The organism is Anabaena sp. FACHB-595 (assembly GCF_048568275.1).
GTDB lineage: Bacteria > Cyanobacteriota > Cyanobacteriia > Cyanobacteriales > Nostocaceae > Trichormus.
This window is the reverse complement of the sequence record NZ_CP183473.1, coordinates 1,186,332-1,209,931: the sequence shown is the minus strand read 5'-3', so window position 1 is coordinate 1,209,931 and position 23,600 is coordinate 1,186,332. Positions and strand designations below refer to the sequence as shown.

Here is a 23,600-nt window from a genome sequence, read left to right as displayed (position 1 = left end):
CAGCCATAGGTATTGCTTAATATCTAACTTTTAATATATTTGAACAGAGAGACGATCTGTTTATGGCGTTTGTGTCCTTGAAGCCACTGTTGACAAGCTTCGGTGACGAGCCGCTTCTCTTCTTCTGTCAATACCTCCTCCAGTTTCCCAGAGGCTAAAATCGTCGCCACTCTTGCAGCTTTTTCATATCTCACTCCATACTTGACTAACTGTGTATGAAACAGCTTCTCCTTTTCTTCCTGGGACATAAAAAACTTGCCTTGCATGAGCGTGAAGACTCTAAAGAGCTAATTTTGCAAATTTAGGTAGAAATCGGCTGATAACTTTTATTTTTGCAAATATTAAGATTATTTAACTTCCCTCAAAAGATATATGAGTACATATACTTAATGTTTTCTTTATAATTGAAATTTTGATAGTCACGAATCAGGGGTAGTACCTTCTTCAAAAGGACGAATAATGGCTGGTGCTGGTGTAACTTCTGGTTGAAAGATAGCCTGTAAAGCTTGTTCCAAAGTCTGTGCCATGACAATGCGGTTTTCGTAAGCTACGACTACCCGCACTAGAGTTGGTAAGCTATTTTGTGTTGCTTCCAGGTAAATTGGTTCCACGTAGAGCAGAGATTGTTCGATGGGAATTACTAACAAATTTCCTTGAATTGCCCTCGAACCCTGACGATTCCATAAGGAAATTTGCTGGGAAATCACTGGATCTTGGTTAATACGTGCTTCTATTTGCTCTGTTCCGTATACAAGGCGTTCCTTAGGAAAATTATACAGTAACAATTTACCGTAGTTCTCACCATCCGATCGCGCTGCTAACCAAGCAATCAAGTTAGTCCGTTGTTTGGGAGTGTAGGGTAACAGGAGGATAAATTCTTCAAAAGGAACCGTAGGTAAACTAGTAATCAAATAATAAGGTTCTACTGGACGGCTTTCACTGCCATAAATTTCATTGGGAATTTGCCATTGGTCTTCCCGGTTGTAAAATACTTGGGTATCAGTCATGTGATAGGTCATTAACCGCTCAGATTGAATGGCAAAGTAATCTAAGGGATAGCGGATATGGCTGCGGAGAGTAACTGGCATATCGCTGAGTGGCTGAAACATACCCGGAAATATAGCTGACCAAGTAGCAATAATGGGATCTGTGGGATCGGCAATGTAAAATTTAACACTGCCATTGTAAGCATCAATAACTATTTTGACAGAGTTACGAATGTAATTGATGCCGTTATTATCGGGGTCAGAGTAAGGATAGCGATCGCTCGTTGTATAAGCATCAACCATCCAATACAAGTAGTTATCTCGTCCAGAAAAGGCAGGACTACCATCAGCAGAAACTAAATAGGGGTCACTGTCAAATTTTAAAAAAGGTGCGATCGCCTGAATCCTGCTTTTGACATTGCGACGAAATAATACTTTTGTCTCTGGTAGAAAATCCCGTGTAAACAACATTTGCCAATCTTTTAAATACATGGCAAATAGTCCCTTTCGCCAACCAGAACCTATGACTATACCACCAAGACCACTATAGGAATTGTAAGCATTATCGCTACCACTGGGATAGTCCAACTCCCTCACCCTTGTACCAGTCATTACATAGGTATTAGTGATTTCACCGTAATAAATCCGGGGTTGCCCAATGGGAATACTGTCACGAACCGCTTCACTGGAAGTAGAGAGTGCGCCCTCATTACTACCAGCAATATCTTTTACAAAGTATTCTGGTAGTCCACCAGGCCCAACCGTATTGACCGGACTCATGGTAAACCCGTAACCGTGGGTATAAATTAAATGCTGGTTGATCCATGTTTGCGCCTGCTCTGGGACTGCACTGTAATCTAGTTCCCTGGCTGCAATTAATACCTGTCGCCGTTCCGTTGCTGCAATTTCTGCTGGTGCTGGCGACTGGTTAGCACTGGCTGGTCTATTTGCGGCTGCTTCCGCTTCTAAGGTGTAGCGGTCGATATCTGCGTCGGGAAAGCGATAGTAAGGGCGGAATTGTTGCAGTTGGCGGTTAGTTTCTAATAATGGTCGTTGATCCCACAGACGAATGTTGCGAATCGTTAAATCATTAGCTTGGATAGCGGCTGTAGTTAAATCTCCTTGGGGGTTGAAAGTTCTGGCATCAATTGTTTCTAAACCAAATGCTTGCCTAGTCAAGGCAATTGTACGTTGAATGTATGTTTGTTCCCGTTGTAATTCGTTAGGCTGGACAATCAAATACTGGACTATTGTAGGTAAGACAGAGCCTGCTGCCACAACCACAAACAAATAAGCACCCAATCCGTAAAAGACAAATTGGCGATACTGAGACTTAGCGCGCCAAAAAATTGTCCGCCACAACAGATAAAATGCGATCGCTAATCCGAGAACACATAAGATGTTATAGATTGGTAACTGTACGACCACATCTGTGTAACTAGCGCCATAACTCACCCCACGAGGCGAATAAACCAACTCATAACGACTCAGCTAATAGCTAAAAGCCACCATCAACATTAATAAACCACCCATACCGTAGAGATGGCGTTGCTGCTGGGGTGAAAAACCAGGGAAAATTCCTTGACTGAGACTGTCGGCTGAGAGGAGATAAGTCAGAGTCACAGCAATAAAGCCGTACAAAAACATCCCCATCAACCAGAGTTCTAACAGTTCCCACAATGGCAGGGAAAATATATAAAAGCTGATATCTTTCCCAAATAAAGGCTCAGTGCTGTTGAAGGGTGTAGGAAAGAAATACTGTAAAACCTTTGCCCAGTTGTAAAACAGAATTGTCCCAAACACAACACTGAGAACAACAGCGATCGCCCTGAGGAAAAATTGTGAGTAAATAAGAATAGCGATCGCTATTCCGACAATCAAACCTAGATATAAAACTTGGGAAAAAACTTGCCTGCCCAGTTCCCAGATAGTTTCTAAGCGAAATGGGGTAATTATCGGTAAACTATTTTTGTTAAAAGCCGGATACCAGTAAGCCAGAGCTATCTTTCCATAGTGAACTAAAATTAACCCTGCCAATAAACTGAAGACAAAAGCCAAGGGTAGCAGCCAACGCAATCTGAAAGGTTTTAAGTGTCCAGCATCATTAATCTTAGGCGCATTCAGCCGAGAATATTGAGGACTGAGAAAGTTTTTCAGTCCCACACTCAACTCTGCTTCTTCTCGCCTAACCTCCGCAATCTTCAAAGACCGGGGATACTTTAGCCGTTGCGCCAAAGCTAAATTTCCCCACAGATAAACAGCAGTTACACCCGCAGCAACCACCCATAAAACCCCTCGACTCACCAGCCGTAGGAGAAATACTTGCAGATAACCAACTTCTCGAAACCAAAAAACTTCTGCTCCCAAGCGGGAACTCAAATCCAAGAGTAGCCAAAGTCCTACAAAGACTATTGAGAGTCGAAAGCACCATTTCCAAAACATTCTTGGGCAGCTAAATTAATTACTCTGGGCATAGGTAATCAGGAATTTTTCCTTTACCTTCTTCTTTATTATGAATTTCCCTGGTAATTATGCTGCTGGCTTAAATGAATCTTTAGCTTATACTGGCTTGAAAAAGAGAGCGGGGGCAGGGGGCAGGGAGCAGAGGGGAACAAAGAAGAATAACCAATGACCATTAACTATGCTCAGTAGCGTTGACCGTTTATTATTTGTACGACGAGTCCCGATTTTTAAAGAATTGCGGGATGACTTTATTGTGCGGCTAACCTCAGTGATGCACGAATTGCAATTTCCCGCCAATCATACAATTTTTAGACAAGGGGAAGAGGGGCGATCGCTATATATTATTGTGTCTGGTAGAGTCAAAGTTCATATTGGCGATAAACAACTAGCAGAAGTAGACCAGGGAAAATACTTTGGGGAAATGGCAGTATTTGATACTCAACCCCGTTCCGCCTCTGTAACGACCATAGAACCCTGCGAATTTTTGGAATTAACCCAAGAGCAACTATATGATGCCATTGAAGAGACTCCCGAAATCGCTGTGAATATTATCCGTGAACTATCTCGCCTGATTCGCGGACTGAACGAAAACGTTAATATGTCTAAATTTAGTTCTTGAAGAGAAACATTGCAAAAGTAGAAAGTAAAAAGCCAAATTCCTCAACTCAATGTGAATTATGAAAATATTACAGTCAAGAAAAATAGTGTGGTGGACATTTCATGCTATTGTCTGACTTGTTTTATTTATAGGAAATTTCATATAAAATGGATGATGAGGATATTACGGAAATTCCTTTACGACCTCTCGTTTGGATGGGAGACTCTCTCAAAAATATCCGATCATTTCCTGAAGAGGTGCGTGCATCAGTAGGTTATGCTCTGCAATTGGTGCAAGCAGGAGAAACACCAATGGATGCCAAGCCTTTTAAAGGGGTTGGAAGTGGCGTGTATGAAATCGTCAAACGATACGATACAGATACTTACAGAGCAGTCTATGCAGTAAAGATTGGGGAGAAAATTTATGTCCTGCACGCTTTTCAAAAGAAATCAAAGCAGGGGATTAAAACTCCACTAGCTGATGTTGATCTGATCAAACAACGCTATAAAGACGCAGTGGCAAGAGAGAAGCAAGAATGACACAGGAACCAGTTTTTGAAGAAAGTAGTGGTAACGTATTCGCTGACCTCGGTTTGTCGAATGCTTCGGAACTTTTTACGCGGGGCAAAATAGGGATTCAGGTACTTCACCTCTTGAAACAACGCAATCTGAAACAGCGTGAAATTAGTGAACTTCTTGGCATTCCCCAGTCAGAAGTATCTCATCTAATGAAAGGAGAGTTTCAACGGTTCAGCGAGGGCAAACTTCTCATTTTCCTCAAGCGACTCGATACGGAAATCACATTACATCTTCGCCCTCGTCATGCACCAGACCAAGCGGCTGAAATCGTGATATCCCTATGAGTCAGGATAAAAGCCAATAAACTTGATTCAGAACTTTGCCATCCAGTACAGTAAATGAATTAAGGCTTTCTGAATTTTGAATATTGAATTAGTATCATCTTGCGTTTAGAAAAAGTTACAGAACAACACGCCGCAATCCTCTACCAGTACATCAGTGATCCACGGATGTATGAATATCTAGAGGAGCAAATTCCCACCCAGGTAGAAGTGCAGCACAATTTCCGGTTTGCTGCCTTAGAAAAATCGCCCGATAATGAAACCATGATTTGGCTGAAATGGGCGGCTGTAAACCCCCAAAATCAGTATGTAGGTCTTGTAGAAATAGGAATTTTTGATGATCTATATGCAGAAATTGGCTTTATGACCTTCGTAGATTTCCAGAGACAAGGATATGCTACCCTTTATTGTTTAGAGGCGATCGCTCAAACCCAAAAACGCTTTTCCCTTCCCTCACTACACGCATCAGTCAACGAATATAATATCGCCTCCCGTAAAGTCCTAGAAAAGCTTGGTTTTGAGTTGCAGAAAGTGAATAAAAACGCAGAGTTGCTCAAAGGAAAGCCAACTGATGAACTCATTTACTACCTAAACTTTTCTGTTTAGATACCCGGCTTTTTCAAAAAGTCGGGTATTTAGCAACCTATAAACAAAAAAAGATACCACAAAGCTCAAAGGCTTGTGGCTAGTCTAGAAATTCAAATTATATTACCAATACCAATTCGCCAACGCCCCAGGTAGCATTGGAAGTTACGAATTGGTACACTATCTTACCTCCTGGGAGTATTTAAACCACGGCGCTCAAGCATTTGCCGCACCTCTGGACTGGGGGAATAGTTATAACCGTAAGAAGAGTTTTGAGAGTCATCCATAACTTGAGGTGTCAGAAGTACAATTACCTCTCTACGCTCATTGGTTCTGTTTGTCTTTCTAAACAAAGAACCAATAAGCGGAATATCACCCAAGATAGGAATCTTAGATACACTTGTTCTGTCTTGGTCTTGAATGATGCCTGAAAGAATTAGCGTTTGGCCATCTCTGAGACGAATCATACCTGAATTAAGGGAGCGCTCAGACACCAAAAATATGGTTTGGCTATTACCTGAAACATTAATTACAGCTGAAGATTGGGGAGCTTTGACAACAGGAGCAACTGACAAGGAAACAAAACCATTGTCATCAATCCGATCAATTTTGACTGCTAAGGTTAAACCTACATCTGTTTTCTCTGCTGTCACAGTTTGTGTAGAAGCACCATCACCACGAGTTGTTTCGCTCGTTATGTTTCCCACCACTTCCTGCGTCAGTTTAACATTAGCTGTTTGACCTTCTTGCACAATTAAGGTTGGGTCAGTCAATATCTTCGCATTACCATTTGTAACTTGCGCTTGCAAGTTAGCGAGAAGACGTTTTGGGTACTGGAATAGGCTAGGTAGCGCAGCAGTTATAGATCCACGAGTTCCTTCGGTAACTGTTGTTGTTTCGGTTACTGCTCCTGTTGTTGGATCAGTAGTAGTAGTTCTTCTGATAATGTTTGGTGTTCCTTGAGTAACGGCGGTAATTCCAGTTTCAAATGGATCTCCTGAAATCCCTGCTCTTCTCTGTACAAAGTTTAGATCCTGACCCTGTGTCTCAGTAATAGAGCCTCCACCTGGATTGTTGATAGTGATATTTCTAGTGTCTACTCCCGTATCTGGAACCGGTCCAACAGATTGAGTCAAATCGAGGAAAGTATTACCACTACTATAAGGATTAGTCGTCACGGTTGGGTTGAGACTATTACGCACATTCCCAGCACTAGGTGGATTAAGACCACCAATATTTAGTGATGCCGCACCTCCATCGCTACTGAAGTAATTATTCCCAATGCCAAAAGAAAGGCTGGCATTATTGTCTTGGGTGTTACTCAGATTAACATCAATAATTTTGACGTTAACTACCACTTGACGACGGCGAATATCAAGCTGAGTGAGTTGATTCATTGCCATTTCAACTAGCTTGGGAGGGCCAATTAAGGTGAGAGAATTTGTCCGCTCGTCTCCCAATGCTTGTAAACCTCTCAGTAATGGATTAGAGTCTTGAAAATTAATTCTTTGTGTTTCGACTCTAGTTTCTGTGGTTGTTTGGGTTTGGGTGATAGGGGCAACTCCAGTCCCTACCGGTACAGCATTGACATTGGTAACTTGACGTTCACGGCTAACGGCAGTTTCAGCCCCTAAGCCAACCAAGAAATTTAAAGCAACTCCTACATTTACCTGATTGAGTCGCAGGTTACGCATCACCACATCACGGGTGGAGTTAGGTAATTTCGGCCCGACAAAAATTGTCCTATTACTGCGGTTAGCCTCTAAACCACTCAGACGCAAGACATAGTTAAACACATCTTGCACTGGCTCATTTTCTATATCTAGCGAGATTGTTTGCGAGATACCTTGACCTCCAGCCGCAGGTGTCCCACCAACTCCATCACTTATATAAGCCAAGTTTAAGTTAGCAGCACGAGCCAGCAATGATAAAACTTCTCTAACCGGTGCATCGCGCAACACCAGACGAGGTACACGTTCCTGAGTACCTAAATCTATAGTACTGGGAGAAGCATCAGTCGCAGAAATAGCAATATCCCCAACAGGAGGTGCAACGGCTCTAGGTAAGAACGGCGGCGCTTGACTTAATGGCTGTCCGGGGCCAGCAGGCTGGGCTGGTTTGCCATCAATTGTCACTTGTGGATTAGGTACAAGCACATTGGGGACTACACCTGTTTGTGCTGGGGTAGAAGCTGGTGGTGTTGTAGAAACTGGTGGTCTGGGGGTGACTGGTGCTGATGCTGTAGTGCCTGTTGATGGCGTTAAGCTGAGGGTGATGCCATCTTGTTGACGGATGACAGGTTGGCTAGTCGGTGCGTCGCTATCACCAGTGACGATGACGCGGATGCTATTAGCATCTAGTTGCACAACCTCAACGGAAGCAATTCCCGCAGCAGGCTTATCTTGCCGAAAGTTATTACCTTGTGGAAGTCTTAGTTGCGTATTAATAATATCTGCAACTAAAGCCTTGCCTCTTTTTGTTGTAAAAACTTGTGGACGAGAACCGGCAGAAGTTTTTAAAACAACGCTAAGTCCACCATTGCCTGGATTTAGCTTGACTTCTGTAATTTGTGTGGTTTGCGCCGACACGGGCTGTGCTGCCAAAAATACGAAAGCAGCAGCACCTAAAACTAAACCATTACCATGAACGTGTTTCACAGTTCATTCCTCACCTAATAAAGTCTTGTAACTAAAAATATCGAAGTAAAAACTGCTGAGTAGAGAGTATTGAATAAGATTTCTCCCCCTGCTCCCTGCCCCCTGCTCCCTACTTCTTAGGCGCAGCCTGAGCAGCCGCCGCGTCCTCAGGACTTAAGGGCATTAATGCTTGCAGTTGAAAAGATGTGGTGATTGGTGCTGGGCCTAACCTGCGTATGGGTTTGCCTGACCTATCAGTAGCCTGTACGTTAGCTAATGTTGATTGATAGTCTTTAACTATTAATAAAGGCTGTAAACGTTCTATATTACGAATAATCGATTGTGTTTGTTCATAAGTGCCGATAATTTCGATATTAACGCTAGAGCGTTTCAGCTTGCCGTCAACTGCTGGTCCTAGCGACCCATCAGTAACAGGCTCTGGTTTTTGGATAGCTGGCACAAATTTTTGTAGTTTAGCTCTCACCGCATTGAGAGGAGTTTTAGCATTCCCGCCTTCTACTAAACGATTCAGATCCAACAACATGGTATCTAAGGTTTTTTCATCAGCAAATAAAGCTAAAACCTGTTGTCTTTGCTGTTTGGCTTGGGCTAGTTCTTCCATAACTTGGCCCTTTTGTTTAACAGTGGCTTTTTTTTGCAATACTTGACCTTCTAATTCGGCACTTTGAGCTTGCTTCTGCTGATAGATATCCCAAGCTGGCATAACCATATTGAGGAGCATATACAAAGCGCCTGCTAGACCCAGTACACCTACGAGAATGCCAATGATTTTAGGTGTGAAACTAATACCAAAGACAACGGGATAATTTGATGCGGCTGCATCTACATCAGCAGCCTGTTCGGCAAAATTTAAATCTTCACTCAGCGTCATCTCGTAATGACTCCTGTTTGTTGCATAGCTCGAATCCGAGTCACCAGTCCGACAGTGCCTTTTTGTTCTAACTCCCGAATTAATTCAGAAGCTGGAACATCACTGAGGCTGGATTGAATAGTGTATTTAACTACTTGGGGTGGTTTAATTCCCGCACTGTTACCACTACCAGCTTGTACTGGCGCATCTGCTAGGCTGGCTGTAATAATTTTGGTGTCAGCAGACTTCAAAAAACGGGATTGTTGTAAGAGTAATAAGAAGTCATTGACATCATTAAAGGAACGAGCCAAGCCAGTAATTTCTATCCCACCAGCTGGATTACCAGGGGGCTGTCCTGCGGCTGGGGGTGTAGGTGGCGTTTGTCTAACAATTTCAATCTGCACACTTGCGGGAATGCGATCGCGCAAATCTTCTAACATTGCTGACCAAGGACGAATCTGGTCAAACACCATCACCAAACTCTGGGTGTCGGCTTTGACAGCACTAGTCTGTTCCTTGATTTTGGTAATGCTGGCGATTTCTGCATCCAGCTTCTTACTCTCTTCATCTAGTAAGGCGATCGCCTGCTCTAATTCCGCAGTTTTCGCCTGTAAAAATAACAACCCACCACCGACAAATATGGGGAAACAAAGACCTACGCCAACTCCCAAATACATTGGTATTAAGCTCCCAGATGGCAATTTAATACCCTGTTTTTTCTCGGACTTGTTATTAGACTGGTAAGCTGGGCGGTCTTTGAGAAAGTTAATATCTAATCCATACATTCTCTTATACCAATTCTCCAAAATAGGGAAACAGACTTAAAACCGGAAATCCCGATAAAAACTGACTTTTCTATAGGAATCCGATATAATTTTGAATTGGTATCATACCTCCCTCATTCCTAAACCAAGAACTATTCCTAAACCAGAACGTTGTGTAGAGGGATATTTTTCTTCATCAACTTGCAAGGACAAAGACCCTATAGGATCTATTTGACTGGTAGGAATACTTAAACGTTGAGTAAAAAACTCATGAAGTTGTTCTAGTCCACCACCAGGCCCACCCAATAAAATCTGGGCTATTTCTACGTTTTCACTCTGATTTAAGTAAAAATCAATAGAACGGCGCAGCTCATCTGTTAGTTCTCCCAAGATTCGCAATACGCCTGCCATACCAGGGTCAGTTTCCGTCATCCCCGTTTTATCGCTATCTACAGAATTTACAGGAATCACCAATCCCTGTAACATTTCCATATCTCTAGAAGTGGGCAAACTCATAGCTCTAGCAAATGCCATTTGCATTTGATAAGTTCCAATGGGAACAGTGCGGGAAAATTGTGGTACGCCGTTAATGATGATTGCAATTTCCGTACTGTCGAACTCTATATCAACTAGTACTGTTGCTTCTTCTGGCCCAAATTGCCGCAGTTGATCACGAATTGTCCGAATTAGTGCAAAACTGTTAATTTCTAAAACACCAATTTGTAAGCCTGCCTGCTCAAAAGTACTAATATATGTATCTGTTACCTCCTTGCGGGTAGCAACTAACAGAACCCGTACCTTTTCAATGCCATCCTCATCTACAAAGTACCCAAGTTTCTGATAATCTACATCAGCTTCCTCACGAGGATAGGGTAAATACAACCCGGCTTCGTGGTTTAACACCATATCCCGTAATTCTTTGTCATCCAACTCTGACGGTACAGGTATGATACGGACAATCGAGTCTCGTCCAGGTACACCAGTAGCCACACGAGATACTTTGATTTTGCTTTCAGCTAGCGCCTGCTGAATTAATTGAGCCATTGCTGGGGGATCGGTAATTTGACCATCAGCGACAATCCCCTCTGGAACTGGAACTGATGTTAAAGATTCAAGTTTCAAGCCTTGGCGCTGCTTGCGTATTTGAACTACATTCACCCGTTCTGGTGCAATTTCTACACCTACCCCTCTATGAGATTTGCCAAACAGACTACTGAAACTTTTCACCACATTTATGCCCGCCAAACTGCTAAAGTGAAAATTTAAAATTGACTTAAGTGGTCATTAGTTGTGAGTTTTTTGAGTATATATATTCCTTGAGGGCTAATGCCTAAGTTGATATGGTTTACTAATGACTAATGACTAACGACTTAATGACTCCGCAAAGCGGTTTAATTTAGCCTATAATCTCGACAATTCTGCATAAGCTTTCGTCCCTAATCAAGCGTAAAAATACTGGTAAGATGATTCAATTGCAAAAATTTCAAAAATTTATTGCTTGTGCAATGCTGGGTTTAATCACCAGTTGGATGGTCAGTTGCAGCACAGGAAACGTTAATACAAACACACAGCAAACTGCTTCGGGAACAGCAAATATTGAGTTTTGGACTATGCAACTCCAACCTCAATTTACTAACTACTTCCAAAGTCTGATTGCGAATTTTGAAACCCAAAATCCGGGTATAAAGGTGAACTGGGTAGATGTACCCTGGGCGGCAATGGAGAACAAAATTTTAACAGCTGTCTCCGCAAAAACGCCACCTGATGTTGTTAACCTCAATCCAGATTTTGCTTCTCAACTAGCAGGACGAAATGCCTGGTTAGATTTAGATACAAAAGTCCCGCAGGAAGCTCGTTCCTCCTATCTTCCGAACATTTGGAAAGCCAGTACTCTTAATGGCAAAAGTTTTGGCGTTCCTTGGTACCTCACAACGAGGCTAACCATTTATAACACTGATTTATTAAAACAGGCAGGTATCAGTAAACCACCTGCTACTTACGCAGAATTAGCACAAGCGGCGCAACAAATTAAAGATAAGACAGGGAAATACGCGTTTTTTGTCACGTTTGTACCGCAAGATTCCGGTGAAGTCTTACAGTCTTTTGTACAGATGGGAGCAACCCTAGTAGATACTGAAGGCAAAGCGGCTTTTAATTCACCCCAAGGAAAAGCTGCGTTTCAGTATTGGGTAGACCTTTACAAAAAAGGTTTATTACCTAAAGAAGCACTGACTCAAGGACATCGCCACGCAATTGATCTGTATCAATCTGGAGAAACAGCCTTTCTAGCTTCTGGGCCTGAATTTCTGAAAACGATCGCCACCAATGCGCCAAAAGTTGCTCAAGCTTCGGCGATTGCTCCTCAACTTACTGGCGACACGGGTAAGAAAAATGTAGCTGTGATGAATATCGTTGTTCCCCGCGATACAAAACAACCAGATGCGGCGGTGAAATTTGCTTTATTTGTCACCAATGACGAAAATCAATTAGCTTTTGCTAAAGCTGCAAATGTTTTACCATCAACAACCAAAGCGCTAGCTGATAGTTATTTTAAAGATATTCCGGCTGATGCTTCTACAGTAGAAAAAGCGCGAGTTGTCAGCGCACAACAACTACAACAAGCAGAAATTCTCACCCCTGCTTTAAAGGATATTAAGAAGCTACAAAAAGCGATTTATGACAACTTACAAGCTGCAATGTTGGGAGAAAAAACGGTAGATAAAGCTGTAGAAGATGCGGCACAGGAGTGGAATAGTCGATAGGTAATTGGTAATTGGATAATTTACTGTGATCTAGCCTTTAGAAGCTAAAAAATGACCAATTAAATATAAGGAACCACATAACACTACTAAGTTATCTGTTGAGTTGAATGCGGTTTCTATGGCTAATGGTAAATTTGAAAAAGTTTGACAAGTGCTTAATTTTGGACAAACATCACTAGCTAACTTGGATAAAACCTCTGGGTTAGCTGAATTATTATCTGGTACTGGAACTAAATATAATTGGTCGTTTGGTCTTAATAAAGCTTGAAAAATATCGGCGTGGTCTTTCGTAGATAACATTCCCATAACCCAAGTTACTGATTGATTATTTAGGGTATCTACATAGTTTCTGAGTACGTGAGCCGCCGCCGGATTATGAGCGCCATCAATTAATAATTTGTGGTTTTGCCAAGTAATCCATTGCATTCGCCCTGGCCATTTAGTTTTTGCCATGCCATTAATAATTTCTGCTTCAGAAATCTGCCAGCCTTTTTGTTGCAAAATTTCTAAAGCTGCTAGTGCCAAAGCAGAATTATTGAGTTGAATTTGTCCTTGTAAAGGTAGAGGATATTTAATTGTTTTTGTGTTTTGAATACTTTGATATTCTGCTAATTGGGGAGAGATTTGACGAGCAGGTTGAGGCAGAATTAAAGGACATTGTAATTCTTGAGCGCGCGATCGCACCACTTTTTCTGCATCCGATGGCAAAGTCCCAACCACAACCGGACAACCCGGTTTGAGAATCCCCGCTTTTTCCCCAGCAATATCAGCGACAGTCGGCCCCAATTGTTGCCAATGTTCCCGACTGATAGAAGTTATCACTGTCACCAAAGGATCAGCAATTACATTAGTAGCATCCAACCGTCCACCCAATCCTACTTCTACCACTGCCACATCGATTGTTTGCTGGGCAAAATATAACCAAGCGGCGGCGGTAATTACTTCAAATAAAGTCGGGTATTCATCATCAAAACAAATAGCTGCTTGGACTGTTAAAACTAATTGACACAATTCATCATGAGAAATCTGCTGTTCATTCAGGCAAATACGCTCTGGCCAATCGACTAAATGCGGCGAAGTGTAGCGCCCTGTACGATAACCAGCCTCAGTCAACACCGAGGAAAGATAAGCACAAACAGAACCTTTACCATTTGTGCCAGCTACATGAATTATGGGAACTCGCTCATGGGGATTGCCAAGGTTGTCCAGCAATTTGATAATCCGCGAAAGTCCGAGGTTAACGCCGAAATGGTGAAATGGTTGCAGTAGGGAATTGATATTCACGGAATGGGTAATTGGTAATGGGTAATTGGTAGTAAGGTTTTTGTTGATTTATTTCCTCATCTCCCCAACCCCAGATTAAAACCGACTGTCTCAGTAAAGAGAACAGTCGGTGCAAAGTTAAAATTTTTAACCGAGATTTAAGCTTCTCTGTTCAAAAAGTTTTGAACTTGTCTGATGGCAGCAGCACCAATATTAAAAGCAGCCCAGCCAGCAGCAACGGCAATTGGCGCTAAAACGATCGCTACACGAAAATCAATATCCATATCTAAACCCCTCTATCACGTAGAAATTAAATTTTTGTCAACTGTCCTCATTTTTATTTTTAGCTGAAGTGGGCAATTTTTCTACATAAATTTGTAAAGAAAGGTTAAATTTGTTCGTGGTCAGTTGTCAGTTATCCGTTGTCAGTTGTCCGTTGACATAGTTATTCTTCTTTGCTCCCCCTGCCCCCCTGCTTCCCATGCTTCCCCTGCTTCCCCTGCTTCACTCTTGCGGGTAAAAGCCAATATCACTACCCTTACCAGCATGGACTAATGCTAACTTTTTGTAACGTTCGGCGTGTTGAATCAGGTCTGCGGCTTCTTCTGGGGTGATGGGACGTAAAACTTTACCGGGAACTCCTACAACTAGAGATAACGGGGGTATATTTTTAGTTACTATCGATCCAGCACCTATGATGCTACCAGCACCTACGCGGACTCCATCTAAAATTACTGCGCCAATGCCAATCAAACTGCCACGTTCAATGTGGGCAGAATGAATGACCGCGCGATGTCCGACGGTCACATGGTCTTCTAGTACTGTTGGCAAACCAGGATCACCGTGTAAAATGGCTCCATCTTGAATATTTGTGCATTCACCAATTTCAATGCTTTCCACATCTGCCCTCACTACTGCTCCGTACCAAATGCTTGCTCCTGCTGCTATTTTGACTGAACCCATAACAACAGCATTGGCGGCGATGAAGGCGGCTTGAGAAAAATCGGGAGAAGGCCAGTAAGAAGTGGTAGACACGATAGAATATGAATATGGTACCCAGGAACACTGGAATAACTCCATCCTTGGAGGCTGGTTGCAAAACCAGAATATCACAGAGTCTCACCTCCAAATTGAGGAAGACAACGGTGAAAATTGTTCTGGCTGCGATACCGTATACTTGCAGCAACGAACAATTCCCCCAGTATGGTGGAGCCGAAGTGTAAAATCCAACCCACTGGTGCTGGTGAATACGAAATTATGTTTGTACGCACTTCATGATGAATCCAGCCTTGCAGTACCCTATATTTGGCCCTGATATTCAGTGTCCCCATTGTCGCCAAACCATTCCGGCGCTGACACTGACTGATACCTATTTGTGTCCTCGTCATGGCGCTTTTGAAGCTAATCCCAAAAACGGAGAGCTAGTTCATCTACAGTCTGGTCGCCATTGGCGGAGATGGAACAACGAATGGTATCGACAGCATACTCATCCCGATGGTATTCGGTTTGAAATCCACGAAGCTTTAGATAAGCTATATACCCAAGGCTACAGAGCTACAAGGGTAGTTATCGCCAAGCGTTATCAGGAATTGATGAGTGGTTATTTAGAACGCAGCACACCTTGGCGTTCTGGACAGCCGGAAACCTCATCGGCGAGACTATACGGCTTACCTGTGGAATTTAGTCCCGACTCAACAGATGATCCTTGTTGGGAAGTGATTAATTTTGATTTGGATAAAGAACCGGGTGTTCCTGTGCGCTACCCTTATTTCCGATTATTTGAATAAGAGTCAGTAGTCAGTGGTCAGTGGTCAGTGGTCAGTAGTTATCCACAACTGACTACTGACCACTACAAGCGAAAACTTTATAGGAAAAAGCTATGTACCCTACGGGAAGGCTATGCCAACAAAACCTCACCCCTGGTGGGCGGATGGCTGCACTCACCGCCCACGAGAATGGCTCCCCCTTGTGGGTGAATGTATTGAATTTTGAATTTTGAATTTTGAATTGATTCATGCACCACGCCTCTATTCGGACTGCGAATATCCATCGCGCGATCGCCTTTTATGAAATACTAGGATTTACGGTCTGTGAACGCTTCACTACAGGCTATACCCTTGCTTGCTGGATGGAAGGACTGGGCGGCAGAATTGAACTGATCCAAATTCCTGAACCAAAACCAGCCCCAGATGCTTTTGCAGATGAGCATTATGTGGGTTATTATCATTTGTCATTTGATTTAACTGAGACGACTCCAGATTTACCTAGTTGGTTGACAAATTTACAAGAACGTGTTTTACAGGTAACAGAACTATCACCATTGAAGATACTTTTAGAACCGACACAACAGCAAATAGGCGATCGCATTTTTGAAGTGGCCTTTATCGCTGACACTGATGGATTGCCACTGGAATTTATTCGAGTTTTAGCGAAACTTAACTGAGTTTATAGCGTACTTTTATATACAAAGTTATGTGGTTTACATAAGATACGCATAAAAGGATTAAACTAGTTTTGTACATAAAAATATATAAACTCAACGCATCTACCAAATAAATGTCTGCATTATCTATCTGGTATCGGTACCGTTTTTATGTGTTATTGTTGAGTGTTTCCTTGGTTACAGTGTTATTTTTCAGTAATAAACCTGCTGAAAGTCAATACAAAACTACATTGAGTCGAGTCAATTCCCAAGCAACATTAGTGGCGAACAATCCCCATCAATTCCGAGTAACAGAAAACGTCCACAAAACCGTTTTGGACAATGGTTTGACCGTATTCATCAAGGAAGTACCGACTGTACCAATTGTAAGTGTACAGGTATGGTACAAGTTTGGCTCACGCCATGAAGAATCAGGTGTCAACGGCATTGCCCATCAGTTAGAACACATGATGTTTAAAGGCACAAAAAGCCGGCCAATTCAATTTGGACGTTTATTTAGTGCTTTAGGTAGTGACTCCAACGCCTTTACTAGTTATGACCAAACAGCATATTACGGCACAGTAGAACGGGATAAGCTCAAAGTGCTGCTGGTCTTGGAAGCAGACAGAATGCAAAACGCTCTCATTGATGCTGACAAATTAGCCAGTGAAAAGCGCGTAGTCATTTCGGAATTGCAGGGTTATGAAAATAGCCCAGAATACCGCCTCAATCGCGCGGTCATGCAGGCAGTGTTTCCCAATCATCCTTATGGCTTACCTGTAGGTGGTACTAAGGCAGATGTAGAAAAATTTCCAGTTGAGAAAGTACAAGAATACTATCAAGACTTTTACAGTCCCGAAAATGCCGTGTTAGTAATTGTCGGCGATTGCCAAGCAAAAGAAACCTTGGCAACAGTAAAAGAGATATTTGGCGGTATTCCTCAGCGTCAACAGCCAACAGCCAACAGTCAACAGTCAATAATCAATAGTCAACAGCCAACAGCCAACAGTCCCATAGTTCTAAGAGAACCAGGTGCGGCGGGACTGTTACAAGTGATTTACCCCCTACCGCCAGCGAGTCACCCGGATATGCCAGCCCTAGAGGTGGTAGATTATATCTTGACTGAAGGGCGCAATTCTCGACTATATAAAGCATTGATAGAATCGGGTTTAGCCAGTGAAGTAGAAGCTTCTATTGGTGGTTTGCAGCAGGCTGGTTGGTATGAATTGTTGGTGACGGCAGATCCAGACCAAGATATAGGTAAAATTGACTCCGTATTGAATAAAGCGATCGCTAATCTTGCCCGCACAGATGTAAAAGCAGAAGAATTAGCTAGAGCCAAAAGACAGTTAGAAGCTGCCATCATTTTGAGTAACCGGACTATCACTGATCAAGCCATGCAGTTAGGCAATGATGAGACAACTGTTGGTAATTATCGCTTTACAGATTATTATTTATCGGCAATTAGGCAAGTAACTTCAGCAGATGTAGTACGGGTAGTTAATAAGTATTTACCAAAATCTCACCGGAAAGTAGGTATTTTTCAACCAACCATATCTACCAGCACCAAAGAAGTTGGCAACAAAAAGTCAACACAACGCACACAAGAAAATCTCGCTGGCGACTCATCTGTAACGTCATCCGAGGTGATGAAGTATCTACCATCTCTAGATATCACAACAGATAATATTCCACAGAAATCTCAAACACGTTTACCACAGCAGTTTACTTTAGCTAATGGTTTACAAGTATTTTTACTACCTGATAAAAGTACACCTACCGTCACCTTGAGTGGTTATGTTAAAGCAGGTACGGAATTTGATCCAGATGGACAAGCAGGTTTAGCCTCATTAGTAGCAGATAGCTTAATGAGTGGGACGAAAACTAAAAATGCTTCGACTTTAGCTCAAGTTTTAGATGATAGGGGTGTGACTTTAGATTTTGCCGCGTACCGCAACGGTATGCGTATCCAAGCCGATAGTTTAGCTGAAGATTTTCCGGTGCTGATTCGGACATTAGCCGACGGACTAAAAAATAGTACATTTCCCAAAAAAGAACTGGACTTAAATCTGCAACAAGCTGTAACTTCTCTGAAAATGGAATTAGATGATCCGGGAGAAGTTGCTAGAAGAATTTTTCTGCAATCGGTCTATCCTAAGAAACATCCCCTACATACCTTTCCGACAGTGGAAAGTCTGCGGAAGATTCGCCGTCAGGATGTGATTGCCTTTAGTCAGAAATATTATCGTCCAGATACTACTGTGTTGGTGCTAATGGGGGATTTTGAACCTCAGCAAGTGCGATCGCTCATTCAAGCAGAATTTGGTGATTGGCAAGCTAGTGGAGAACCCCCAAGTATAAACTATCCCCAGGTTGGACTACCAAAAACTACCACGCGAGAGAATCCAGTATTACCTGGTAAGACCCAAGCTATTACTTACCTTGGTTATGCAGGTATTAAGCGTCAAGATCCGAGATTTTATGCGGCGCTAGTGTTAAACCAAATTTTGGGCGGGGATACCTTATCTAGTAGATTAGGGGCCCAAGTGCGCGATCGCCAAGGTTTAACTTATGGCATTTATAGCGACTTCCAAGCCGAAAAAGATTTTGGGACATTCTGGATTGAAATGCAAACCAGTCCTGAAGATGCGAATAAAGCGATCGCTAGCACCCAGCAAGTACTTGAGCAAATTCACCAACAAGGTGTGACAGCATCAGAAGTAGAGACAGCTAAACGTACCTTGATTGGTAACTATAACGTTTCTTTGGCAGACCCAGAAGAGTTAACCAATAAAATTCTGATGAATCAAGTTTATGGACTAGAACCGGGCGAACTACATTTTTATAATCAAAAAATTCAGCAGGTTACCTTAACTGAAGTTAATCAAGCAGCTAGTGAATTACTCCACCCAGATCAAGTAGTAGTAGTAACGGCTGGGCCTTCTATGGTAGCAAGACAAAATGTAAGGTAAATAGTGCTAACTGTTGACGGTTGACCTTTGTAGGGGTGGATTTTTTAAAATACTGCCCCTGCGGACTAATAATTAGGAATACTTTGGTAATGACTGACTTATTCCCGGAAATTCGCAAAATTTTATACGCTATGATTTCACTTTTATCACCAATAGTTCGTCAGATATGCGTGGTTTTTACCCTGCTGCTATGTTTTACTTTTACTAATACTAATTCTGTATTGGCGGCAAAAGAATCTAGTGATTTACTTAAACAACCCGTTTCGGAAATTACAGTTTCTTTGGGTAATTCTGCTAACGAACTCAAGTTTGAACCAAATAACTTGGAATTAGTCGCTGGTAAACGTTATCTACTACACCTCAACAACCCCAGCCAATTGAAACATTATTTTACTGCCAAAGACTTTGCCGATGGGATTTGGACGCAAAAAGTGGAAGCAGGCAAAGTGGAAATTAAAGGGGCGATTCATGAACTGGAACTTAAGCCTGGTGCTGAAGCTGAATGGGTTCTCGTAGCCATCAAACCAGGAAAATATGGCTTACGCTGTCCCATACCAGGACATACTGAAGCAGGGATGACGGGAGAAATCGTGATCAATCCCTAGTCAATAGTCAACAGTCAAGCATTCTCTATATACGTATCTAGCCGCGAAAAATAAGTTAACTTAGGTATAGATATTATTTCTCAATTGTCCAGAAACAACCTGCAACCTTAGCGGCACGGCGCAAGTAATAATTGATTTCCCATGAATATTCTCACCAACTTGCTTTCTCAAACACCTAAGCCATCACCTGCCAAAAAACAACGCCGGGGTATTGAAATTAAATCACCCCGCGAAATTGATATTATGCGAGAGTCGGCGAAAATTGTCGCCACCGTACTTAAAGAGATTTCCGGGCTGGTAAAACCAGGAATGACTACGGCTGACTTGGATGCCTATGCTGAAAAGCGTATCCGCGAAATGGGTGCAACACCAAGTTTTAAGGGTTATCACGGCTTTACTGGTTCTATCTGCTCTAGTATTAATAACGAAGTTGTACATGGTATTCCCAGTCACAAAAAAGTAATTCGGACTGGAGATGTATTAAAAGTAGACACAGGTGCTTATTTTCAAGGCTTTCATGGTGATTCCTGTATTACGATCGCTGTTGGTGAAGTAACTCCAGATGCCGCTAAACTGATTCGCGTAGCTGAAGAGGCGTTATATAAGGGCATTGAACAAGTTAAAGCAGGTGCATATCTCCTTGATTTAGCTGGGGCAATTGAGGATCATGTAAAAGTTAATGGCTTTACTGTAGTAGAAGAATTTACGGGACACGGTGTAGGACGGAACCTACATGAAGAACCTTCTGTATTTAACTATCGCACTAGAGAAATGCCCAATGTGAAACTGCGTGCAGGAATGACATTGGCAATTGAACCCATTTTAAATGCAGGTTCTAAACACACCCGGACTTTATCCGATCGCTGGACGGCTGTAACGGTAGATAATTCTCTATCTGCACAATTTGAACATACAGTTTTAGTCACAGAAACCGGTTACGAAATTTTAACTGATCGCACCAAAGTTTAAAAAAGAATAGGACACACAAACCACTTGTAGAGACGCGATTCATCGCGTCTTCCTCAGCCAATGATTAATTTGTCAATAGTCCATAGTCCATAGTCAAAATCAAGGTTTTTGGACTGTGGACTATTAACCACCGAAGAGTTTTTTAGTTCAGCGCGTAAGTCCTAAATTTACCTGACTCACAGCTGAAACTACACCTTGGGCTTCTAATACAGCCGCCACCTGTAAAATCAAAGCTTCATTGTATGGGGCGGCGATTAACTGCACACCCAAAGGTAAAGCGTTTGGACACTGAATTGGTACTGATAAAACTGGTAAGCCAATAAAAGATAAGGGTTGAGTGAACAATCCTAAATGGGGACGCACTAGAATTTCCTCCCCATCTAAAATCATTGTCTGTTGACCTATTAGCGGTGCTGTAATAGGTGTGGTAGGGGCGAGAATTACATCGACATTTTGAAAAACTTCACGGATGCGATCGCGGTACCATTGCCGAAAGCGTTGTGCTTGTATATACCAATTACTAGGAATTAATGCCCCTGCCAAAAAGCGATCGCGTGTTGCTGGGTCAAAGTCCTGGGGACGTGTTCTTAATTTATCTAAATGTAAATTTGCGCCTTCACTGGCGGTAATTACAAATGCGGCTGCCCTGGCGCGGTGGGCTTCTGGTAAAGTAACGTAATTGGTTACGTTTAAAGCATTGGCTACTTCCTGCACGGCTGCTAATGCTGCCGATGTTGCCCCTTTTTGGAAATAATCGTCAGCGATCGCTATTCTGATATGAGAGATATCTTGATTTAGTTGGGGTAAAGTGGGGTTTGCAGGTCGTTGAGTGCAGATAGGATCGCGATCGTCTTCTCCTTGCAGAATATCAAATATTGTTGCGATATCCCCAACCGAACGGGCAAAGGGGCCGATGTGGTCAAAACTACTAGAAAATAAAGCTACCCCAGCACGGGACAAACGCCCATAAGTCGGCTTGAAACCAAACACACCACACAACGCCGCCGGGACACGAATGGAACCGTTAGTATCAGAACCCAAGCTGAAAGTAACCAACCCAGCCGCCACCGCCGCCGCCGAACCACCAGAGGAACCCCCAGCCACTCGCTGTAAATCTTGGGGGTTATGGGTAGCACCATAATGAGAATTTTCTGTAACAAATCCGTAGGCGTATTCATCCATATTTAAAGCGCCTACCAATACCGCACCAGCTTGTTTCAGCTTGGCTACTGCCGTTGCATCTCGGCTAGCTGGAGGATTTTCGGCATTGATTTTCGCCCCCGCCAGAGTCGTCAAACCAGCGATATCAAATAAGTTTTTCACAGCAAAAGGCACACCAGCCAGTAACCCAGGAGAATTACCTGCGGCCATCTCCTTATCAATACGTGCTGCATCCGCCAAAGCCGTTTCCCTAGTTACAGCTGTAAAACAATTCAGTTCTACATCCTGTGCTGCTATCCGCGCTAAAGCAGCTTGCGTCACCTCTACGGCGGTAACTTTGCCCTCACGTATAGCTTTAGCGGTGGAGACAGCATCATTCATGGTTCAAAGACAGGGGCGGGTTCTATTGCTTCTGGTAGTGGAAATGAGTTAACAAGTTGAGCGATCGCTTTTATTCTCTCAAAATTTGCCACCACCCCATCCCGGTACTCATCTTTTATCGGCAAATCCAACAGCAAAGCCGTTTGTTCAACATACACACCCAACGCTTGATCTTTCATCTCCATACTTATCTACCCTAAACTTACAACCTCTGGCGGCACCTCAAACAACCCATCTTCCCCAGGCTCAAAATCAATCACCTGATACACAGCATCAAGATTTAATTCGCCATAAATATGCGGAAATAAATCACCATCAGCCGCTTCATAGCGAATTTCTGGTTTAACTTGATCAGAGTCGATAAAAAGTAACACTAATTCCGTTTGGTGGTGAAAAAATCTATTGGCAACCTTGAGGATTTGTATGGATTTAGAAGAGTGAATAAACCCTTCTGTATCCAGTGAATCAGCATGGTAGCTGCCGACATTTTTTGCTTGTTCCCATTGTTGACGTTTGGTGATATGGAGAATAGTATTCATATTTAGTTTATTAAATTCTTGAATATTGAGTAGGGTGGGCATTGCCCACCAATTATCTCATTATGTAGTAACCAAACTCATTCTCCAATTTTTTCCAAATTTTTATCAAAATCAGGTATTTGTATTCTCTCCCCAGAACATGAACAATACCAATTGCTACAATAAATACCTCTTCTCACAAATTTATGGAAACTAGAATAATCCCATAAGTGAGGACAAGAAACTAAACCATGCTTAACTGGATTGTAATGGATATAGTTCAAATGCTTTTCAAAATCAGCTTCATCACGTATGTTATGTTCCCAAAAACGACGTTGCCATACATTACTTTCCCGATGTTTACGGCGTGAATTAGATAAATTTTTAGGTAATATTGTTTTACTATCTATTGAACGAGTAAATAAAACTTTTAATCTGCCAATTCGTTGGGAATAATTTTTGTCGTCAGTAGGTAAAGTCCAGAGAAAATGGATATGATCTGGCAAAACAACTGCGCCCTCTATTTCAAAAGGCATTTCCGAACGTACTTTTGCTAGAGCAGAACGCAAGTGAGAGATATTTTCTATATTGGAAAATATTGGGTAGCGTTCGTATGTTACCAATGTTAAAAAGAAAGTCCCACCTGGCAAATATGCACGACGATATTCAGGCATTTCGGTGAGTTAAGTTATAGGTTTTGGAACAATTTTTAGTGTGTATTTTTACATAATATTTTTGGTGGGCATTGCCCACCCTACTGAGATTGAATTATTTGGCGAAGGTCA

The 23,600-nt window shown here is 42.4% G+C and carries 22 protein-coding genes and 1 pseudogene; 10 read left to right on the top strand and 13 right to left on the bottom strand.

Translation table 11 applies throughout. The annotated features are described in order from the left end of the window. Positions 1–23 precede the first annotated feature (23 nt). Positions 24–248: a hypothetical protein gene (locus ACN222_RS05155; RefSeq protein ID WP_044522780.1), complete on the bottom strand. Its 225-nt coding sequence runs from the start codon at positions 246–248 to the stop codon at positions 24–26. Positions 249–419: 171 nt separating this feature from the next. Beyond that, positions 420–3,428 (bottom strand): annotated as a pseudogene (locus ACN222_RS05150) (UPF0182 family protein). 199 nt (positions 3,429–3,627) lie between these two features. Between ACN222_RS05150 and ACN222_RS05145 the strand changes: the two are divergent. From ACN222_RS05145 to ACN222_RS05130, 4 genes are all read left to right on the top strand, one after another. Continuing rightward, on the top strand, positions 3,628–4,068 hold the full coding sequence (locus tag ACN222_RS05145; protein ID WP_010995209.1) for a cyclic nucleotide-binding domain-containing protein: 441 nt from the start codon (positions 3,628–3,630) through the stop codon (positions 4,066–4,068). 146 nt (positions 4,069–4,214) lie between these two features. Continuing rightward, positions 4,215–4,586 carry a type II toxin-antitoxin system RelE/ParE family toxin gene (locus ACN222_RS05140; protein ID WP_010995208.1) on the top strand — a complete coding sequence of 124 codons (372 nt, stop codon included), beginning with the start codon at positions 4,215–4,217 and terminating at the stop codon, positions 4,584–4,586. Beyond that, positions 4,583–4,909 (top strand): helix-turn-helix domain-containing protein, encoded by a 327-nt coding sequence (locus ACN222_RS05135; protein WP_010995207.1) that lies wholly within the window; start codon positions 4,583–4,585, stop codon positions 4,907–4,909. The genes ACN222_RS05140 and ACN222_RS05135 overlap by 4 nt, the downstream gene beginning before the upstream one ends. Before the next feature lie 99 nt (positions 4,910–5,008). Further along, a complete protein-coding gene (locus ACN222_RS05130; RefSeq protein WP_199315774.1) occupies positions 5,009–5,512 on the top strand; it encodes a GNAT family N-acetyltransferase in 504 nt (167 codons plus the stop codon). A 164-nt stretch (positions 5,513–5,676) separates the two neighbouring features. Here the strand turns inward: ACN222_RS05130 and ACN222_RS05125 are convergent, their stop codons facing one another. From ACN222_RS05125 to pilM, 4 genes are all read right to left on the bottom strand, one after another. Continuing rightward, positions 5,677–8,148, bottom strand: coding sequence for an AMIN domain-containing protein (locus tag ACN222_RS05125; protein WP_010995205.1), 2,472 nt, complete (start codon positions 8,146–8,148; stop codon positions 5,677–5,679). A gap of 109 nt (positions 8,149–8,257) precedes the next feature. Then, positions 8,258–9,019 (bottom strand): hypothetical protein, encoded by a 762-nt coding sequence (locus ACN222_RS05120; RefSeq protein ID WP_010995204.1) that lies wholly within the window; start codon positions 9,017–9,019, stop codon positions 8,258–8,260. Continuing rightward, on the bottom strand, positions 9,016–9,783 hold the full coding sequence (locus tag ACN222_RS05115) for a PilN domain-containing protein (RefSeq protein ID WP_010995203.1): 768 nt from the start codon (positions 9,781–9,783) through the stop codon (positions 9,016–9,018). The genes ACN222_RS05120 and ACN222_RS05115 overlap by 4 nt, the downstream gene beginning before the upstream one ends. A gap of 102 nt (positions 9,784–9,885) precedes the next feature. Next, positions 9,886–10,992 (bottom strand): type IV pilus assembly protein PilM, encoded by a 1,107-nt coding sequence (pilM, locus tag ACN222_RS05110; RefSeq protein WP_010995202.1) that lies wholly within the window; start codon positions 10,990–10,992, stop codon positions 9,886–9,888. 233 nt (positions 10,993–11,225) lie between these two features. On the opposite strand from pilM, the gene ACN222_RS05105 reads away from it, so the two are divergent. Beyond that, entirely contained in the window at positions 11,226–12,524 is a 1,299-nt protein-coding gene (locus ACN222_RS05105) for an ABC transporter substrate-binding protein (RefSeq protein WP_096637242.1), read from the top strand. Positions 12,525–12,554: 30 nt separating this feature from the next. On the opposite strand, the gene ACN222_RS05100 is transcribed toward ACN222_RS05105, so the two are convergent. From ACN222_RS05100 to ACN222_RS05090, 3 genes are all read right to left on the bottom strand, one after another. After that, entirely contained in the window at positions 12,555–13,808 is a 1,254-nt protein-coding gene (locus tag ACN222_RS05100; protein WP_010995200.1) for a bifunctional folylpolyglutamate synthase/dihydrofolate synthase, read from the bottom strand. A gap of 137 nt (positions 13,809–13,945) precedes the next feature. Beyond that, positions 13,946–14,071 carry a photosystem II protein Y gene (locus ACN222_RS05095; protein WP_010995199.1) on the bottom strand — a complete coding sequence of 42 codons (126 nt, stop codon included), beginning with the start codon at positions 14,069–14,071 and terminating at the stop codon, positions 13,946–13,948. Between the two features lie 220 nt (positions 14,072–14,291). Further along, a complete protein-coding gene (locus ACN222_RS05090; RefSeq protein WP_044520801.1) occupies positions 14,292–14,822 on the bottom strand; it encodes a gamma carbonic anhydrase family protein in 531 nt (176 codons plus the stop codon). A gap of 239 nt (positions 14,823–15,061) precedes the next feature. On the opposite strand from ACN222_RS05090, the gene ACN222_RS05085 reads away from it, so the two are divergent. From ACN222_RS05085 to map, 5 genes are all read left to right on the top strand, one after another. Then, entirely contained in the window at positions 15,062–15,574 is a 513-nt protein-coding gene (locus ACN222_RS05085; protein ID WP_010995197.1) for a TIGR02652 family protein, read from the top strand. Positions 15,575–15,801: 227 nt separating this feature from the next. Next, positions 15,802–16,230, top strand: a complete 429-nt coding sequence (locus ACN222_RS05080) for a VOC family protein (protein WP_010995196.1) — start codon at positions 15,802–15,804, stop codon at positions 16,228–16,230. A 113-nt stretch (positions 16,231–16,343) separates the two neighbouring features. After that, positions 16,344–19,181, top strand: a complete 2,838-nt coding sequence (locus ACN222_RS05075; protein WP_010995195.1) for a M16 family metallopeptidase — start codon at positions 16,344–16,346, stop codon at positions 19,179–19,181. Positions 19,182–19,312: 131 nt separating this feature from the next. Beyond that, complete coding sequence (locus ACN222_RS05070) at positions 19,313–19,786, top strand: plastocyanin/azurin family copper-binding protein (RefSeq protein WP_044522778.1); 474 nt, start codon at positions 19,313–19,315, stop codon at positions 19,784–19,786. A gap of 141 nt (positions 19,787–19,927) precedes the next feature. Continuing rightward, positions 19,928–20,755, top strand: a complete 828-nt coding sequence (gene map, locus ACN222_RS05065) for a type I methionyl aminopeptidase (RefSeq protein ID WP_010995193.1) — start codon at positions 19,928–19,930, stop codon at positions 20,753–20,755. 147 nt (positions 20,756–20,902) lie between these two features. On the opposite strand, the gene ACN222_RS05060 is transcribed toward map, so the two are convergent. The 4 genes from ACN222_RS05060 to ACN222_RS05045 all read right to left on the bottom strand — a co-directional run bounded on the left by ACN222_RS05060 (position 20,903) and on the right by ACN222_RS05045 (position 23,489). Continuing rightward, complete coding sequence (locus ACN222_RS05060; RefSeq protein WP_010995192.1) at positions 20,903–22,297, bottom strand: Asp-tRNA(Asn)/Glu-tRNA(Gln) amidotransferase GatCAB subunit A; 1,395 nt, start codon at positions 22,295–22,297, stop codon at positions 20,903–20,905. Then, positions 22,294–22,482, bottom strand: coding sequence for a DUF4089 domain-containing protein (locus ACN222_RS05055; RefSeq protein WP_010995191.1), 189 nt, complete (start codon positions 22,480–22,482; stop codon positions 22,294–22,296). Before ACN222_RS05055 ends, ACN222_RS05060 begins: the two co-directional genes overlap by 4 nt. Positions 22,483–22,488: 6 nt before the next feature. Further along, a complete protein-coding gene (locus ACN222_RS05050) occupies positions 22,489–22,836 on the bottom strand; it encodes a DUF952 domain-containing protein (protein WP_044522777.1) in 348 nt (115 codons plus the stop codon). Between the two features lie 77 nt (positions 22,837–22,913). Further along, a complete protein-coding gene (locus ACN222_RS05045) occupies positions 22,914–23,489 on the bottom strand; it encodes an REP-associated tyrosine transposase (RefSeq protein WP_010995189.1) in 576 nt (191 codons plus the stop codon). Between the last annotated feature and the right edge of the window lie 111 nt (positions 23,490–23,600).

Bases quoted from the DNA above. Each gene is read 5' to 3' on its own strand.
- ACN222_RS05070 (WP_044522778.1), top strand. From the start codon at position 19,313: ATGATTTCACTTTTATCACCAATAGTTCGTCAGATATGCGTGGTTTTT.
- ACN222_RS05155 (WP_044522780.1), bottom strand. From the start codon at position 248: ATGTCCCAGGAAGAAAAGGAGAAGCTGTTTCATACACAGTTAGTCAAG.
- ACN222_RS05120 (WP_010995204.1), bottom strand. From the start codon at position 9,019: ATGACGCTGAGTGAAGATTTAAATTTTGCCGAACAGGCTGCTGATGTA.
- ACN222_RS05105 (WP_096637242.1), top strand. From the start codon at position 11,226: ATGATTCAATTGCAAAAATTTCAAAAATTTATTGCTTGTGCAATGCTG.
- ACN222_RS05060 (WP_010995192.1), bottom strand. From the start codon at position 22,297: ATGAATGATGCTGTCTCCACCGCTAAAGCTATACGTGAGGGCAAAGTT.
- ACN222_RS05075 (WP_010995195.1), top strand. From the start codon at position 16,344: ATGTCTGCATTATCTATCTGGTATCGGTACCGTTTTTATGTGTTATTG.
- ACN222_RS05050 (WP_044522777.1), bottom strand. From the start codon at position 22,836: ATGAATACTATTCTCCATATCACCAAACGTCAACAATGGGAACAAGCA.
- map (WP_010995193.1), top strand. From the start codon at position 19,928: ATGAATATTCTCACCAACTTGCTTTCTCAAACACCTAAGCCATCACCT.
- ACN222_RS05145 (WP_010995209.1), top strand. From the start codon at position 3,628: ATGCTCAGTAGCGTTGACCGTTTATTATTTGTACGACGAGTCCCGATT.
- ACN222_RS05140 (WP_010995208.1), top strand. From the start codon at position 4,215: ATGGATGATGAGGATATTACGGAAATTCCTTTACGACCTCTCGTTTGG.
- ACN222_RS05095 (WP_010995199.1), bottom strand. From the start codon at position 14,071: ATGGATATTGATTTTCGTGTAGCGATCGTTTTAGCGCCAATTGCCGTT.
- ACN222_RS05115 (WP_010995203.1), bottom strand. From the start codon at position 9,783: ATGTATGGATTAGATATTAACTTTCTCAAAGACCGCCCAGCTTACCAG.
- ACN222_RS05045 (WP_010995189.1), bottom strand. From the start codon at position 23,489: ATGCCTGAATATCGTCGTGCATATTTGCCAGGTGGGACTTTCTTTTTA.
- ACN222_RS05055 (WP_010995191.1), bottom strand. From the start codon at position 22,482: ATGGAGATGAAAGATCAAGCGTTGGGTGTGTATGTTGAACAAACGGCT.
- ACN222_RS05135 (WP_010995207.1), top strand. From the start codon at position 4,583: ATGACACAGGAACCAGTTTTTGAAGAAAGTAGTGGTAACGTATTCGCT.
- ACN222_RS05085 (WP_010995197.1), top strand. From the start codon at position 15,062: ATGATGAATCCAGCCTTGCAGTACCCTATATTTGGCCCTGATATTCAG.
- ACN222_RS05080 (WP_010995196.1), top strand. From the start codon at position 15,802: ATGCACCACGCCTCTATTCGGACTGCGAATATCCATCGCGCGATCGCC.